Source organism: Streptomyces sp. So13.3, assembly GCF_005860785.2.
Lineage (GTDB): Bacteria > Actinomycetota > Actinomycetes > Streptomycetales > Streptomycetaceae > Actinacidiphila > Actinacidiphila fildesensis.
The window spans coordinates 5,829,473-5,843,700 of record NZ_CP048835.1 but is presented as its reverse complement, the minus strand read 5'-3'; the positions used below and the strand labels follow the sequence as shown (position 1 = coordinate 5,843,700).

Below are 14,228 nucleotides of genomic sequence, written 5' to 3'. Positions count from 1 at the left end.
AGGCTTGACCCGCGGGGGGTGTTGCGTTTTCAGGTACCTGTTCACCGCGCCGCCGTGTCTCCCCGCGTCAGTGCGCCACCGTCGGAGGATCCCTGTGTGGGACGGCTTCACCGGGGTTCTTCCCTACGTCGCCTTCAGCGCGTTCCTGTGCTTCCTGGTGCCGTCCGTCCCGGTGTGGCTCGGGCGCCGCAAGGCCCGCGCGATCGCCGCCGGCCGGCCGATACGGATCCGCAGCCGGCTGCGCGTCGACGAGCCGCCGTCCGCATCCCCTGACACCGGCCCGTCCAGTACCTCCGAGCGCGGTGAACTGGTGGCGCTGCCCGGCGGGCCGCTGTACTTCCTGTCGTCGGACGGCCCGGTACCGGTGCTGGAACTGCCGCCCGGCGGCACCTTCGAGCGCACCCTGTACGCCCGCGCCGGCTCCGCGCCCGGCTCGGGCCGCCGGATCGTGCGGACCGCGCTCGTCCACCGCACGCCGTCGGGCGGCAGCCTGCGCGTCGAGACCGCCCGCGGCGACAGCCGTGCCCTGCGGGCCGCCCTCCAGGCGCCTCCCACCGGACGGCCGGCCCCACGCGCCCTGCCGGCCCGGCTGCCGGTCTGGTGCGCCGTCCTGGCCGTCCTGGCGCTGCTCGGCGCCGTACCGGTGGCCTCGATCGCCGTGTTCGGCAAGCAGGTCACCGCCCATGTCACGTCGAACACCGGGGACGACTACTGCGGTGTCGGCTGGGCCGACCCCTGGGACGGCTCCCGCAGGGACGCCGAGGTCGACTGCATCCGGGCGGACGACGGGCACTACCGGCGCGGCGACACCATCGACGTCATCGCCCTGCCCCGGCCGCTGCGCGGCAACGCCTTCGACACCGACAGCCTGCCGATCCTCGGCGTGCTCTGCGCGGCCGAACTGCTGGTGAGCGCGCTGGGCTTCGGGCTCTCGCAGCTGCGCTGGAGCCGCCACTGGCGGCCCTCGGAAGCCGTCCCCGCCACCGTCACGACACCCGAGCAGCCCGAGCGGCCGTCCACCGACCCGGTGCTGTCGCTGGCCCGGCCCCTCGACCGGCTGCTGGCCCGCCGTCTCCATCTGCCGCCGGACTTCCACGACTCGCCCTGGTGGCGGGTTTCCGTACTGCGGAAGCTCGCCGTCCGCGACGGCGTCTCGTTCGGCGGCCTGACGCTCCTCGGACTGGCCCTGGTGCTCCTGCGCGACCTGTGGACCCACGACAGCGACGCCACCGTCTGGATCATCCTGGCGGCGCTCACCGCTCTGGGGGCCGCCGCGCGCGTCGTGCACCGCGCCGTGGACGCCACCCGCGTCGTCCGCACCCTGCTGCGCGCCGTCCGCTCCGGCGACCCGCAGGAGGTCCGCTACGCCCTGCTGTACGTCGCGGAGGCCGCCGACACCAGCTGCCTGTGCCCGGACGACGCCGACGGCCGGCGCGCGGAAGTGGCCGTCGCGACGGCCTCGATCGGCATCGCGACCCCGGCCGCGGCCGTGCCGAAGGCCAGGAGCGGAGCGGGAGCGGGCACCGCACCCGGCCGGCAGGGGGCGGCGTACGTGGAGGAGGGTTCCTCAGCCGGGCAGGAGGGTGGACAGCTGGCCCACGAGCGGCAGTTCTGACACCGAGTCCCCCTGCGAGAGCGGCCCGGTCACGGCGCCCGTCGACACCGGCTTGAAGTCCGCCACCTGCGGGGTGACCACGTTGTCCAGCGGGTCCACCCCGGTCTGCGCCAGCGGGTTGATCGTCAGGTGCTTGACCGGGCCCAGCGCGTAACCCAGGGCGGAATCGGAACCCAGCGTCGAGCCGACGGCCGCATCGGAGCCGAGGGCCGAGTCGGTGAGGGCCGGCGCCGTGCCGGCCGACGCCGAGCCGCTCGCCGCGAGGGCGGCGGCCGCCGCGGCGACGGTGACGGTGGCCGCGGTGCGCAGCAGGGAGTTCAGCTTCGGACGGGCGTGGTTCGGCATGGCCACCTGCTTGGCATAGAAGTGCGGTGATCTGGTGGAACACGGCACGGGGACGCGTCCCGGCGACACTCACGGCGCGGCACCGCGGAGGATCGCCATTCGGCTACACAAGGTAGTTGGACGAGTGCACAGCGTCCAAACCTGCGCCCGGGGGGTCACCCGGTCGGCGCAATGCCGCACACTGTTCTCTCGTGAGTTCCTCTCCGTCCACCGCGCGCGTGATCCTGCTGGCCGGCCCTTCCGGGTCCGGCAAGTCGTCCCTGGCCGCCCGTACCGGGCTGCCGGTGCTGCACCTCGACGACTTCTACAAGGAGGGCGACGACCCGACCCTCCCCCAACTGGCGCACGGCGCCGGCACGGACTGGGACTCGGCGCTCTCCTGGGACGCGGACGCGGCGGTGGCGGCGATCAGCACGCTGTGCGCGACCGGCACCGCCTCGGTGCCCGAGTACGACATCGCGTCGAGCTCCATCACCGGCGAGATCCATGTCGAACTGACGGGCTCCCCCGTCTTCGTCGCCGAGGGCATCTTCGCGGCCGACATCACCGACCGCTGCCGCGAACTGGGACTGCTGGCGGACACCCTGTGCCTGCGCGGCAGTCCGGCCGTCACGGCCTGGCGGCGGTTCCGCCGCGATCTGGCCGAGGGCCGCAAGTCCGTGACGGTCCTGCTGCGCAGGGGCTGGCGGCTGATGCGCGGCGAGCGGGCGATCGTGGCCCGGCAGACCGCACTGGGCGCCTACCCGTGCGGCCAGGACGAAGCACTGCGCCGCATCACCGCGCTGCCGCTGCCCGCACCGCGCGCGGCGGCGGACCAGCCGACCGACATACCCGTGGACGCGTAACCGCCCCGAACGACGGCCCCGGCCCCCGCCCCGCACGCACAAACAGGTGCGGGACCAAGCAGTCCCCCCGGACTGCCCGGTCCCGCACCCACCGCGCTCCCCCGACCGCGGCTTTCCCCCGTACCCCCCGGTTTTTCCCCCGCTCCCCCGTATCCCCCGTTCCCCCCGCTTCCCCGTTCCCCCCCGCCGGTCCCCCGACCGGCGTTCTGTGGACGGTCCGAATCGTCAGGCCACCAGCTCGCCGAACGACTCCTCCTCGTCGCGGCCGAAGCTCAGCGCCTCGTCCTCGCGCATCCGGCGCAGCGAGCGCCAGATGCTGCTCTTGACCGTGCCGACGCTGATGCCGAGGATGTCGGCGATCTCCGGGTCGGTGCGGCCTTCGTAGTAGCGGAGCACCAGCATGGTGCGCTGGGTCTCGGGAACCTTGGCCAGCGCCTGCCACAGCACGGCGCGCAGTTCGGTGCCGCCCATCGCGTCCGACTCGCCCACCGTCTCCGGCAGTTCCTCGGTCGGGTACTCGTTGAGCTTGCGGCGGCGCCAGGCGCTGATGTGCAGGTTGGTCATGGTGCGGCGCAGGTAGCCGCCGACGGCCGCCTTGTCGCTGATCCGGTCCCAGGCGCGGTAGGTGGAGAACAGCGCGCTCTGCAGCAGGTCCTCGGCCTCGTAACGGTCACCGGTCAGGTGGTAAGCGGTGGCGTAGAGGGAGGCGCGGCGGTCCTTGACGTAGGCGGTGAACTCCGCCTCCGCCAGGCTGTCGTGCCGCGGTACCGGAATGGTGGCCGTTGCGGTGGCCGTGGCGGCCGGTGCACCGGCGCCGCCCTCGATCGCCGTCATGTACGGCGGCCGGTTGCGGGTCACCTGGCCGGTGCTCTGTGCCGTCTGTCGTCCGGTGCCGCGAGCGCACCCCCGTCCGTTCGCGGCACCGGACTTCCCGTCGTTCCGGCCGGCGGTGTGCTGGCGCGGCTGAAGGACTGCGGTGGTGGTGGTGCTGTGCAGTGCGTTCATGTCGCGCCCCCGTCGGTGGAACCGTCTTGGTGATATTCGGCGTCGGTCTCCGTGTGGATGCCGCTGCCTTAGGTCCATAAGACTGCCGGGCCAGTTTCATGGCGCTGTCCGCCGAGTGTCACAGGCCCGTCACAGAGACTTCCGGTACACGCAGAGTGAGCCGGAGGCCGATCCTTGAGGTGAGATCCCCCAGTGCTCGATACATGGGCATCCGGTAGGTCACAATGACCGGCGTGCCTTTCCTGTTGCTTATCGAGGATGACGACGCCATCCGTACCGGCCTCGAACTCGGCCTGTCCCGCCAGGGCCACCGTGTGGTTGCCGCGGCGACGGGCGAGGACGGCCTGAAGCTGCTCAAGGAGCAGCGCCCCGACCTGATCGTGCTGGATGTGATGCTGCCGGGCATCGATGGCTTCGAGGTGTGCCGCCGGATCCGGCGCACCGACCAGTTGCCGATCATCCTGCTGACCGCCCGCAGCGACGACATCGATGTCGTCGTGGGGCTGGAGTCGGGGGCCGACGACTATGTCATCAAGCCCGTCCAGCCCCGGGTGCTCGACGCCCGCATCCGCGCCGTGCTGCGCCGCGGTGAGCGCGACAGCACGGATTCCGCGGCCTTCGGCTCCATCGTGATCGACCGTTCGGCGATGACGGTGACGAAGGACGGCGAGGATCTGCAGCTGACGCCGACCGAGCTGCGGCTGCTGCTGGAGCTGAGCCGCCGGCCCGGCCAGGCCCTGTCCCGGCAGCAGTTGCTGCGGCTGGTGTGGGAGCACGACTACCTCGGTGACTCGCGGCTGGTCGACGCCTGTGTGCAGCGGCTGCGCGCGAAGATCGAGGACGTTCCGTCGTCACCGACCCTCATTCGTACGGTCCGCGGTGTCGGGTACCGCCTGGACACGCCGCAGTGACGGACCGGTTCTTCGGCTGGGCCACCGGCATGCTGCGCTGGACCAGCCTGCGGCTGCGGCTGGTCGCGGTGTTCGCCGCGGTGGCGCTGACGGCCGCCGTGTCCGCCTCCGGGATCGCGTACTGGCTGAACCGTGACGCGGTGCTGACCCGTGCGCAGAACTCCGCGCTCAACGACTTCCGCGACTCGCTGCAGCGCAACGCGGCCTCGCTGCCGGTCAACCCGCCGTGCGAGGGGCTGAAGGACGCCGCCGACGAGATGGGCGGCCCCGGCAGCTACGCGGTGCTGCTCATCGACAGGACCCCGGACAACGGGCCGTGCGCGGCGCCGTCCAGCCGCGACGTCTTCACCCTGGACGATGTGCCGAAGGCACTCCAGGACGCGGTGAACACCCGGCACAAGCAACAGGACAACAAGTACCACCTGCACTGGCTGCGGATCTCGCTGCACGGCACGCCGTACCTGGTGGCCGGCGCGAAGATCATGGATGACGGCCCGACCGGCTACATGCTCAAGTCGCTGGACGCGGAGCGCAAGGACCTCAACTCCCTGGCCTGGTCGCTGGGGATCGCCACGATGCTCGCGCTGATCGGCTCCGCCCTGCTGGCCCAGGCCGCCGCCTCGACGGTGCTGCGGCCCGTCCAGCGGCTCGGTGTCGCGGCGCAGCAGCTCGGCGAGGGCCGGCTCGGCACCCGGCTGAAGGTGTCGGGCACGGACGAGCTGGCGGAACTGTCCAGGACGTTCAACAAGGCGGCGGAGGCCCTGGAGACGCGGGTGGAGGAGCTGAGCGCGCGGGAGGCCGCCAGCCGCCGCTTCGTCGCCGACATGTCGCATGAGCTGCGCACCCCGCTCACCGCGATCACCGCCGTGACCGAGGTGCTGGAGGACGAGGCCGACTCCCTCGACCCGATGATCGCGCCCGCCGTGCGCCTGGTGGTCAGTGAGACCCGCCGGCTCAACGAGCTGGTGGAGAACCTGATGGAGGTCACCCGCTTCGACGCGGGCACCGCCCGGCTGCTGCTCGACGAGGTCGACGTGGCCGACATGGTGACGGCGTGCATGGACGCGCGGGCCTGGCTGGACTCCGTCGAGCTGGACGCGCCGCGCGGCATCTTCGTCCGCCTGGACCCGCGCCGGCTCGATGTGATCATGGCGAATCTGATCGGGAACGCGCTCAAGCACGGCGGCTCCCCGGTCCGGGTGTCGGTGCGGACCGCCGAGGACCAGCTGGTCATCACCGTCGCGGACAACGGTCCCGGCATCCCCGAGGACGTGCTGCCGCACGTCTTCGACCGTTTCTACAAGGCGGACGCGTCCCGCGCCCGTTCGGAGGGCAGCGGGCTCGGCCTGTCGATCGCGATGGAGAACGCACACATCCACGACGGCGACATCACCGCCGCGAACGCGCCGGGCGGCGGCGCCGTCTTCACCCTGTACCTGCCGGTGCGGCCCGCCGAGGCACTGCCCGAGGGCGACGAGGACGGCCGACCGTGACGACCATGACGTCCCTCCTGCGGAACGGCCTGCGCTCCTCGCGGGCCGGAACACTCCGCACCGCCGCGCTGCTCGCGGCCCTCGTCACCGCCGCCACCTGCGGCTGCGGCATCCGGACGACCACCGTGCCGGTGGACGCGGGACCCGCGCCCACCCGGGTGTCGTGCGCCGTGCCCCGGGCGACCGTCCCGCCGGAGACGCCCGGCGCCACCGTCGTGAAGGTGTACCTGGTGTGCAGCGCGCTGGCCGCGCAGGTCACCCGGACCGTCACCAGCTCCGACGTCACCGGGGCGCGCCCCGCTCCGGCGAGCCGGCTGATCGCCGCCCATGAGCTGCTCGACCAGCTGAAGCGCCGGCCGTCGGCCGGGGAGGCGGAGGCCGGGTTCGCCACCGAGGTGCCCGGCAACCTGAACCTCACCGGCCCCAGGCCGGGTGATCCGAAGGACTCGCTGCGGCTGAACCTGTCGCTGGACGAACTGCCGTCCTTCGCACTGGCCCAGCTGGTGTGCACCTTCACGGCCGCGCCCGGTGTCGGCCTCGCGGACCGCTCCGTACTGCTCGGCGGTCCGGATGCCGCGGACCCCGTCAAGCGCTACCTCTGCACGTCCGCACTGCGCACCAGGCCGGACGCGGCGGACACGGCGGGAACCGTCGTCAAGTGAATGGCGTCATTCCCCTCGTGCAGCCTGAAGCCCCGATCCTGAAGGCACGCGCGATGGGCCTGGTGCTCACCGCCGTGCATCTGTCCTTCGTCGGATGGCTGATGCTCCGGCCGCACTACGTTCCCTGGGTGGCGGCGCCCAATCTGCGGCCGCTCGACACCATCCACGCCGACCTGGCCATGAGCCCGTTCGAGGCGGCCCGGCGGCTGCTCGCGGGACTGCTGCTGCTCGCCCCGCTCGGTGTCCTGCTGCCGATGACGGGCGGCCGGATCCGCACCCCCGGGGTCGGCTCCTTCGCCCGCACGGTCTTCGCCGGACTGATGGTGTCGCTGTCCGTGGAGTTCCTGCAGACGGTGGTGCCGGGCCAGATCTTCGACATCGACGCGCTGCTGCTGAACACGGCGGGCGTCGCCCTGGCGTATCTGGCGGTCGTCCCCGCGGCCCGGCGGCTGCTGCGCCGCCGCGGGTTCGGTGCCCTCACCGGGCCCGGACCCCGGGCCCGGTCTCAGGGGTCGTCCCCGACGACTCCCAGGGTCGGGATCGCCCCGTAGAGCGATGATTCGACAGGGTATGTACTCGTAGCGTTGGAGACATCGGAACACCGGAAACCTCCGGCATCCGACCTTCCGACAGGAGTACGAGATGAGCGCCCTCGCCCGCCCCACCAACGGCCGCATGATCGGCGGTGTCTGCGCCGCGCTGGCCAACCGGTTCGGCACCTCCGCCACGACGATGCGGGTGATCTTCCTGCTGTCGTGCCTGCTTCCCGGCCCGCAGTTCCTGCTCTACATCGCCCTGTGGGTGATGCTCCCGGCGGAGAAGTCCGCTACCGCCGCTTGGTGACCGGCGCGCCCAGCTTCTTCAGCTGCGCGGTGACCACCGCCGGCGGCACGTCGTAGCTCTTCGCCAGGGTGACGTCCGCGCCGCGGAAGATGCTGACGGTCGAGCCGGTACGGATCACGACGAAGTCCTGCCGTGCGCCGCTGCCGCCCGCCGCGAAGCCGAGCGCGAACCGCAGATCGTCGTCGCCCAGTTCGAGCGCGGGCCGCGGGGCGACCGCCACCGGCACTCCGGTGACGCCCCCGATGACCGGCTTGAAGCCGGCCGCGCACGCGTGAACCGCGGTCCGCAGGGCCGCGACCGCCTTCTGCGCTCCCCCGCTGCCATAGGCGGAGAGCGTGACGGTGACGCCCGCGCCGGGCATCTTCTGGCCGGCCGGGGCGAGCGCCCTCGGGACGGTCTCCTTGGCACCGGCCGGCGGACGCCCGGAGAGCAGATCGGCGAGCGGCTGGCACGCGCGCTTGTCGGCCGCCGTGGCGTCGGCGGCCGCACCGGCGGCATCGCCCGCCGTCACCGTGAAGCCCGGCACGTCCCCCGGCACGAGCGCCGTCCGCTCCAGCGCCGTGCGCGCGGGCAGCACGGCCGGCGTGGTGGCGCCGGGCCCGGTGGAGGCCCCGGCCGTGTCGCCGCCGGACGATCCGCTGCAGGCCGTGACCAGCAACAGGGGCGCGAGCAGCGCGAACCCGGCGATCCTCTGGGGAATGTGCACGCGCGGAGCGTAGCAAGAGCGACGGGCCGTACCCCGCCGGGAAGGCAGGGTACGGCCCGTCGCCGCGTCACGATGCGCGTAGCGGTCGCTGGTCGGTCCGCGGCTGGGCACCGCGGGGTCGGTGCTGTGGTGCGGGAGGGTCAGCCGCCGAGCAGGCCGCCGGGCAGCGCGTTGGTGGCCACCGGGCCGGTCGGCAGGCTGTTGGTCGTCACGCCCTTGGCCACCGGCAGACCGCCGAGGAGGCCGCCGACCGGGTCCTTCTGGGCCTCCGGCAGCGTGGAGCCGCTTCCGGTGAGCACCGTCTTGGTGGACTCGGTGGCCGTGCTGAGGCCGGGCAGGGTGTCGGTGACCTGGCCGGTGGGCAGCTGGCCGGCGAGCTGGCCGACCGTGCCCAGGGCGTCGACGGCGGGGAGGGCGGCGGCCGAGGCGGAGCCGGCGGCAGCGGCGGCGAAGGCGACGCCGAGAGCGGCGGCACCAAGGGTCTTCATGGTTCGGGTCGTCATGGCTCCGGAACGTAGTCATGACATCACGAAGGGTGCAAGCGGGGAAAATATGTACGGGCGTGGCCGTAACCCGGGGGTCACGGCCACGCCCGAAGGTTTTCCGATCAGCCCTGCGGTGTGGCAGAACCGCTGGCCAGCGCCGGTGTGGCGGCGGCCTGCTGGAACAGCCACTCCGCCTTCAGCTCGGCGTATCCGGGCTTGATTACGTCATTGATCATCGCGAGACGTTCATCGAAAGGGATGAATGCTGATTTCATCGCATTGACCGTAAACCACTGCAGGTCATCGAGGGAGTACGCGAAAGCCTCGACCAGGTGCTCGAACTCACGGCTCATGCTCGTACCGCTCATCAGCCGGTTGTCGGTGTTCACCGTGACCCGGAAGTGCAGCCGGCGCAGCAGCCCGATGGGGTGCTCGGCGTACGAGGCGGCCGCCGCCGTCTGCAGGTTGGACGACGGGCACATCTCCAGCGGGATCCGCTTGTCGCGGACGTAGCTGGCGAGCGGGCCCAGCTTGACCGCACCGTCCTCGGCGACCTGGATGTCGTCGATGATGCGCACCCCGTGGCCGAGCCGGTCGGCGCCGCACCACTGCAGCGCCTGCCAGATCGACGGCAGCCCGAAGGCCTCACCGGCGTGGATCGTGAAGTGGTTGTTCTCCCGCTTGAGGTACTCGAAGGCGTCCAGGTGCCGGGTGGGCGGGAAGCCCGCCTCGGCGCCCGCGATGTCGAAGCCGACGACGCCGTGGTCCCGGTAGCGGTTGGCGAGTTCGGCGATCTCCAGCGAGCGGGCCGCGTGCCGCATCGCGGTCAGCAGCGCGCCGACGCGGATGCGGTTGCCGTCCTCACGGGCCCGGCGCTCGCCCTCACGGAAGCCCTCGTTGACCGCTTCGACGACCTCTTCGAGGGTCAGTCCGGCTTCGAGGTGCTGCTCGGGGGCGTAGCGGATCTCCGCGTACACGACACCGTCGGCCGCGAGGTCCTCGGCACACTCGGCGGCGACCCGCACCAGCGCCTCGCGGGTCTGCATGACCGCGCAGGTGTGGGCGAACGTCTCCAGGTACCGCTCCAGGGAGCCGGAGTCGGCGGCCTCGCGGAACCAGGTGCCGAGCTTGTCCGGATCGGACTCGGGGAGACCGGCGTAGCCGGATTCGCGGGCGAGATCGACGATCGTGCCGGGACGCAGCCCGCCGTCGAGGTGGTCATGGAGGAGCACCTTGGGCGCGCGACGGATCTGGTCCGGGGTCGGGGTGCTCGTTTTCTGGCTCTGCATTCACGAACGATACCGCCTACGCGCGTAGATCACCTCCCGGGGCGGATTATTTTCCGCACGGACATGTAGCGCACACCCCTCCGTCTGCCATCGTTGGGCCATGGCTTCGCAAGCATTAACGGCGCGGGATGCCCGGCTCGGCCGGCCGGTCGCGCCGGGACTCGTTCCCGCCCCGCGGCGCGAGACCGGAGAGACGGTCCGCGCCGTCGTCCTTGTCCTCCCCGGCGGTGACGCCACCAGCACCCGCCGCCGCTCCCCGCTGGCCGCCGCCCTCATGTGGCCGCTCGCCCGCCATCTGGTGCGCGAAGGCCGGGCCGACGGCCTCGCCGCCCATGTCGTCCACTACCGCTACCGCGGCTGGAACGGCGGCAACGCCCATCCGGCGGAGGACGCCGCATGGGCCGTCGGCGAGATCGTCCGCCGCTACGGCGACGTCCCGGTCTGCCTCGTCGGCATGGACATGGGCGCCCGCGCGGCGCTGCACGCCGCGGGCCACCCCGCCGTCAACTCCGTTGTGGCGCTGTCCCCTTGGCTGCCGCCCGGCGAGGAACCCGATCCGGTGAAACAGCTCATCGGCCGCCAGGTCCTCATAGCCCACGGCACCGACGACTTCGCCACCGATCCCGAACTCTCCTACCTCCTCGCGGAACGCGCCAAGAAGGTCAACCGCGACGTGTGCCGCTTCGAGGTCCACACCGACGGCCACACCCTCCACCAACACCGCGCCGAGATCTTCGCCCTCACCACCGACTTCACCCTGGGCGCCCTCCTCGACCGCCCCTTCGCCCGCCCCATCGCGGACGCACTGGCGGCACCACCACCGCTGGGCCTGCGAATGCCACTCGCCTCCGGCTTCGGCCAGTCCCTCCATCACTAGGGCCTGGCCCTGGGCCGCGGCCTACCGCGGCAGCAGCTGCCCCCGGCGCGACAGCAGGAACTTCTTGAACGCCGCCACCGGCGCCGTGTCCGGATGCCCGTCCAGCCACGCCACCCCGATGTACCGCACCGCGCGCGGCGCCGACACCGTCAGCTCGACCACCCCCGGCCGCGGCACCGCCGGCGGCGGCAACAGAGCCACGCCCAGCCCCGCCGCCACCAACCCGCGCAACGTCTCCGCCTCCTCGCCCTCGAACGCGAGCCGCGGTACGAAGCCCGCCTCGGCGCAGAGGTCGTCGGTGATCCGCCGCAGCCCGTAGCCCGGTTCGAGGGCGACGAACAGATCACCCGCGGCCTCGTCCAGCCGGACCCGCTTACGGTTCGCCAGCCGGTGGTCGGCCGGGACCACCAGCCGCAGCCGCTGCTCGTCGAGCCGCCGGACCACCAGGTCCGGCGCGTCCGGCGGCGGCGACGTCAGGCACAGGTCCAGCTCGCCGGCGCGCAGCCGCTCCAGCATCGCCTCGGCGTAGTTCTGCACCAGCTGGAACTGCACGCGCGGATAGTCCGCGCGGAAGCCGCGCAACAGCGACGGGACGGTCTCGGACCCGAGCGTGTGCAGAAAGCCGAACGCCACCTTGCCCGTGTGCGGATCGGCGTCCACCCGTACCGCCTCGGCGGACCGCTCCACCTCGCCGAGCGCCCGCTCCGCCGACGCCAGGAAGGTGTGACCCGCGCGGGTCAGCTGGACGTTGCGGCCCCGGCGGGCGAACAGCGCGACCCCCAGATCCTGCTCCAGCCGGACCATCGCACGGCTCAACGTCGACTGCGGCATCCCGAGTTGCTGCGCGGCGCGCGTCACGTGCTCGTGCCGCGCCACGGCGGCGAACTGGGCGAGGCGCGGCGCCAGCACCGCCGCCCAGGACTCGCCGTCCAGGTCCGCGACGGTCGGCGCCGCGACCGGCGGCCGGCCTGTTACGGAAGTGTCTTTTCCGTTGCGGGGCGATGACATCGACCCCGCTGACCTCTGCTCATGCGTCACAGCATCAATACTGCACTGTTTGTGCATTGGACGCATAAAACCGGCGGTCCTAGATTCATGGCATGCCTCCCGCCGATACGGAGGCGTCCGCCGCACTGCGCGCGGGCGCCTCTGCTCCGCCGTCCCCCGACACCACCGCCAAGCTCAGCCCCGGCAGCCCCGGCTACCGCCGCGCCAACTTCGCGCTCTTCGCCGCCGGTCTCGCCACGTTCGCGCTCCTGTACTCCACGCAGGCACTGCTCCCCGCGATCTCCGCCGACCTCGCGCTGACCCCCGCACAGGCGAGCCTCACGGTCACCGCCACCACCGCCGCCCTCGCCATCGCGCTGCTGCCGGTGAGCGCGCTCAGCGAGAAGTACGGCCGTACGGCGGTCATGACCGCCTCCGTCTTCAGCGCGGCTCTCCTGGCCCTCGTGATCCCGTTCGCCCCGGACCTCACCACGCTCGTCGTGCTGCGTGCCGTACAGGGCGTGGCACTGGCCGGGCTCCCCGCGACCGCCATGGCGTACCTCGCCGAGGAGATCCACCCCAAGGCGGTGGCCTCCGCGATCGGCCTGTACGTGGCGGGCAACAGCATCGGCGGCATGAGCTCGCGGGTGTTCTCCGGAGCGGTCTCCCAGGCACTCGGCTGGCGCACCGCCCTCTTCGTCGTCGGCCTCGTCGCGCTCGCCTGCGCCGCCGCGTTCCGCGTGCTCATCCCGAAGGCCCGGCACTTCCAGCCCGGCCCGGTGAACCCGCGCGCCCTGTGGCGCACCATCACCGGCCACCTCGGCAACCCGCTGCTGCGCCGGCTCTACGCGATCGGCCTGCTCTTCATGGCCGTGTTCGGCGCGGTCTACACGGTGCTCGGGTATCGGCTGATGGCTGAGCCGTTCGGGCTCTCGCAGACCGCGGTCGGCCTGATCTTCCTCGTGTACCTGGTGGGAACGGCGGCCTCGGCGGGATCCGGTGCGCTTCTTGGCCGGGTCGGCCGCCGGGGGTCGCTCTACGTCGCGGTGAGTCTGGCGGCGGCCGGCCTGCTGCTGACTCTGTCGACGTCGCTGGTTCTGGTGCTGGCCGGCCTCGTACTGATCACCGGTGGCTTCTTCACCGGCCACGCCGTGGCGTCGTCTTCCGTGAGCCGGACGGCGACGACGGGTCGGGCGCAGGCGTCGGCGCTGTACCTGACGGCGTACTACATAGGGAACAGCGTGGGCGGCACGGTGGGCGCTTCCGCTTTCAACGCGGCGGGGTGGGAGGGGACGGTGGCCCTCAGCCTTTCGGCGCTGGTTGGGGTGGCGGGGATCACCCTCTACGCCACGCGGCGCGCTGTGCTTACTGCTCGGGCCGGTGGTGGGTCGGGGGCCGGGCCTTCCGGTGCAGGGGTCCGAAATCGACTATTTACGGGCGTGGCCGCCCACAAATAGCTCGGCAGCATTTCGGACCCCTGCACCTCCAGCCCCGTCCCCCTCACGTCCAAGCCCCGGCGTCGGCTGAGCCCGGCATCTAGCCGACGGGGAACGATCCCGTCGCCAGCGTGATCCCGAACGGCGCGGGCAGCTCGATCGGATCGCCGAATTTCACGGCGTGGTGAGACCGGTAGACATCACCCTCCGGCTCGCTGAACAGGGTGACGGTCGGACCGCCAGGTGCCCAGGAGTCGATCAGCAGATACAGCGGCACCCCGGCGCACGCATAGGCGGCGGGTTTGCTGATCCGATCATGACCCGGGTTGCTCGGCGAGGTGATCTCGGCGATGAGCCGGGCCTCACTCGCGGCGATGAAATGACCGGGCCTCTGCAGCGCCGCCTTCGGCACAACCGCCAGGTCAGGGATGAAGAGGCCCTTGCGCGACGGCACTGCGAGCCCCTGCGTTTGAAAGATGCCCCAGTCTCGGGGGATCACCCGATACAGCTCACGTTGCAGATCATCCGCAATGTTGTTGTGGTCATTGGCGGGCGGTGGTGCCACGGTGACGATCCCCTCGATGATCTCCACCGTGCAGCCCTCGGGTACGTCCGTCTCTTCCCAGATACGGACGAGGTCGTCCCAGCCGTAGCCGTTGTACGACTCCGGCTCGACGTTGAGTGCGCTCATGGTGTGCTCCTCGTTCGGTACGTCACCGATCCCAGCAT

Annotated in this window: 16 protein-coding genes; 9 read left to right on the top strand and 7 right to left on the bottom strand. The window is 71.9% G+C overall.

Going from position 1 to position 14,228, the window contains the following annotated elements:
- Window positions 1-94: 94 nt before the first annotated feature.
- Window positions 95-1,615, top strand: a complete 1,521-nt coding sequence (locus tag C8250_RS26470; protein ID WP_138352206.1) for a hypothetical protein — start codon at window positions 95-97, stop codon at window positions 1,613-1,615.
- Here C8250_RS26470 and C8250_RS26465 read toward each other — a convergent pair.
- Window positions 1,568-1,960: a hypothetical protein gene (locus tag C8250_RS26465; RefSeq protein WP_138352207.1), complete on the bottom strand. Its 393-nt coding sequence runs from the start codon at window positions 1,958-1,960 to the stop codon at window positions 1,568-1,570. The genes C8250_RS26470 and C8250_RS26465 overlap by 48 nt on opposite strands.
- 191 nt (window positions 1,961-2,151) lie before the next feature.
- Between C8250_RS26465 and C8250_RS26460 the strand changes: the two genes are divergently transcribed.
- On the top strand, window positions 2,152-2,805 hold the full coding sequence (locus C8250_RS26460) for a hypothetical protein (RefSeq protein ID WP_244809366.1): 654 nt from the start codon (window positions 2,152-2,154) through the stop codon (window positions 2,803-2,805).
- Window positions 2,806-3,030: 225 nt separating this feature from the next.
- Here the strand turns inward: C8250_RS26460 and C8250_RS26455 are convergent, their stop codons facing one another.
- Entirely contained in the window at window positions 3,031-3,810 is a 780-nt protein-coding gene (locus C8250_RS26455) for a SigE family RNA polymerase sigma factor (protein WP_138352208.1), read from the bottom strand.
- A gap of 233 nt (window positions 3,811-4,043) precedes the next feature.
- On the opposite strand from C8250_RS26455, the gene C8250_RS26450 reads away from it, so the two are divergent.
- The 5 genes from C8250_RS26450 (at window position 4,044) to C8250_RS26430 (ending at window position 7,719) form a co-directional block, all read left to right on the top strand.
- A complete protein-coding gene (locus tag C8250_RS26450) occupies window positions 4,044-4,721 on the top strand; it encodes a response regulator transcription factor (RefSeq protein WP_187144990.1) in 678 nt (225 codons plus the stop codon).
- 29 nt (window positions 4,722-4,750) lie between these two features.
- On the top strand, window positions 4,751-6,214 hold the full coding sequence (locus C8250_RS26445) for a HAMP domain-containing sensor histidine kinase (RefSeq protein ID WP_138352279.1): 1,464 nt from the start codon (window positions 4,751-4,753) through the stop codon (window positions 6,212-6,214).
- A 5-nt stretch (window positions 6,215-6,219) separates the two neighbouring features.
- Entirely contained in the window at window positions 6,220-6,876 is a 657-nt protein-coding gene (locus tag C8250_RS26440; RefSeq protein ID WP_244809850.1) for a hypothetical protein, read from the top strand.
- Between the two features lie 17 nt (window positions 6,877-6,893).
- Complete coding sequence (locus tag C8250_RS26435) at window positions 6,894-7,427, top strand: VanZ family protein (protein WP_307811157.1); 534 nt, start codon at window positions 6,894-6,896, stop codon at window positions 7,425-7,427.
- A 91-nt stretch (window positions 7,428-7,518) separates the two neighbouring features.
- Window positions 7,519-7,719: a PspC domain-containing protein gene (locus C8250_RS26430; protein ID WP_138352210.1), complete on the top strand. Its 201-nt coding sequence runs from the start codon at window positions 7,519-7,521 to the stop codon at window positions 7,717-7,719.
- On the opposite strand, the gene C8250_RS26425 is transcribed toward C8250_RS26430, so the two are convergent.
- The 3 genes from C8250_RS26425 to C8250_RS26415 all read right to left on the bottom strand — a co-directional run bounded on the left by C8250_RS26425 (window position 7,703) and on the right by C8250_RS26415 (window position 10,199).
- Window positions 7,703-8,425 (bottom strand): hypothetical protein, encoded by a 723-nt coding sequence (locus tag C8250_RS26425; RefSeq protein WP_138352211.1) that lies wholly within the window; start codon window positions 8,423-8,425, stop codon window positions 7,703-7,705. The genes C8250_RS26430 and C8250_RS26425 overlap by 17 nt on opposite strands.
- A gap of 140 nt (window positions 8,426-8,565) precedes the next feature.
- Window positions 8,566-8,928: an ATP-binding protein gene (locus C8250_RS26420; RefSeq protein ID WP_138352212.1), complete on the bottom strand. Its 363-nt coding sequence runs from the start codon at window positions 8,926-8,928 to the stop codon at window positions 8,566-8,568.
- 104 nt (window positions 8,929-9,032) lie between these two features.
- A complete protein-coding gene (locus tag C8250_RS26415) occupies window positions 9,033-10,199 on the bottom strand; it encodes an adenosine deaminase (protein WP_138352213.1) in 1,167 nt (388 codons plus the stop codon).
- A 100-nt stretch (window positions 10,200-10,299) separates the two neighbouring features.
- Here C8250_RS26415 and C8250_RS26410 point away from each other — a divergent pair, with 100 nt between their 5' ends.
- Window positions 10,300-11,076 carry an alpha/beta hydrolase gene (locus C8250_RS26410; RefSeq protein WP_138352214.1) on the top strand — a complete coding sequence of 259 codons (777 nt, stop codon included), beginning with the start codon at window positions 10,300-10,302 and terminating at the stop codon, window positions 11,074-11,076.
- Between the two features lie 21 nt (window positions 11,077-11,097).
- Here C8250_RS26410 and C8250_RS26405 read toward each other — a convergent pair whose 3' ends face one another.
- Entirely contained in the window at window positions 11,098-12,084 is a 987-nt protein-coding gene (locus C8250_RS26405) for a LysR family transcriptional regulator (protein ID WP_138352215.1), read from the bottom strand.
- Between the two features lie 92 nt (window positions 12,085-12,176).
- On the opposite strand from C8250_RS26405, the gene C8250_RS26400 reads away from it, so the two are divergent.
- Window positions 12,177-13,520: an MFS transporter gene (locus tag C8250_RS26400; RefSeq protein ID WP_138352216.1), complete on the top strand. Its 1,344-nt coding sequence runs from the start codon at window positions 12,177-12,179 to the stop codon at window positions 13,518-13,520.
- Between the two features lie 79 nt (window positions 13,521-13,599).
- Here C8250_RS26400 and C8250_RS26395 read toward each other — a convergent pair whose 3' ends face one another.
- The gene (locus tag C8250_RS26395; protein ID WP_138352217.1) at window positions 13,600-14,190 is read right to left on the bottom strand and encodes a Uma2 family endonuclease; all 591 of its coding nucleotides are present in this window, start codon (window positions 14,188-14,190) and stop codon (window positions 13,600-13,602) included.
- Window positions 14,191-14,228: the final 38 nt, after the last annotated feature.

Coding starts and splice junctions, on each gene's coding strand:
- C8250_RS26465 (WP_138352207.1), bottom strand. CDS start 1,960: ATGCCGAACCACGCCCGTCCGAAGCTGAACTCCCTGCTGCGCACCGCG.
- C8250_RS26430 (WP_138352210.1), top strand. CDS start 7,519: ATGAGCGCCCTCGCCCGCCCCACCAACGGCCGCATGATCGGCGGTGTC.
- C8250_RS26405 (WP_138352215.1), bottom strand. CDS start 12,084: ATGTCATCGCCCCGCAACGGAAAAGACACTTCCGTAACAGGCCGGCCG.
- C8250_RS26395 (WP_138352217.1), bottom strand. CDS start 14,190: ATGAGCGCACTCAACGTCGAGCCGGAGTCGTACAACGGCTACGGCTGG.
- C8250_RS26415 (WP_138352213.1), bottom strand. CDS start 10,199: ATGCAGAGCCAGAAAACGAGCACCCCGACCCCGGACCAGATCCGTCGC.
- C8250_RS26410 (WP_138352214.1), top strand. CDS start 10,300: ATGGCTTCGCAAGCATTAACGGCGCGGGATGCCCGGCTCGGCCGGCCG.
- C8250_RS26455 (WP_138352208.1), bottom strand. CDS start 3,810: ATGAACGCACTGCACAGCACCACCACCACCGCAGTCCTTCAGCCGCGC.
- C8250_RS26420 (WP_138352212.1), bottom strand. CDS start 8,928: ATGACGACCCGAACCATGAAGACCCTTGGTGCCGCCGCTCTCGGCGTC.
- C8250_RS26440 (WP_244809850.1), top strand. CDS start 6,220: ATGACGTCCCTCCTGCGGAACGGCCTGCGCTCCTCGCGGGCCGGAACA.
- C8250_RS26445 (WP_138352279.1), top strand. CDS start 4,751: ATGCTGCGCTGGACCAGCCTGCGGCTGCGGCTGGTCGCGGTGTTCGCC.
- C8250_RS26400 (WP_138352216.1), top strand. CDS start 12,177: ATGCCTCCCGCCGATACGGAGGCGTCCGCCGCACTGCGCGCGGGCGCC.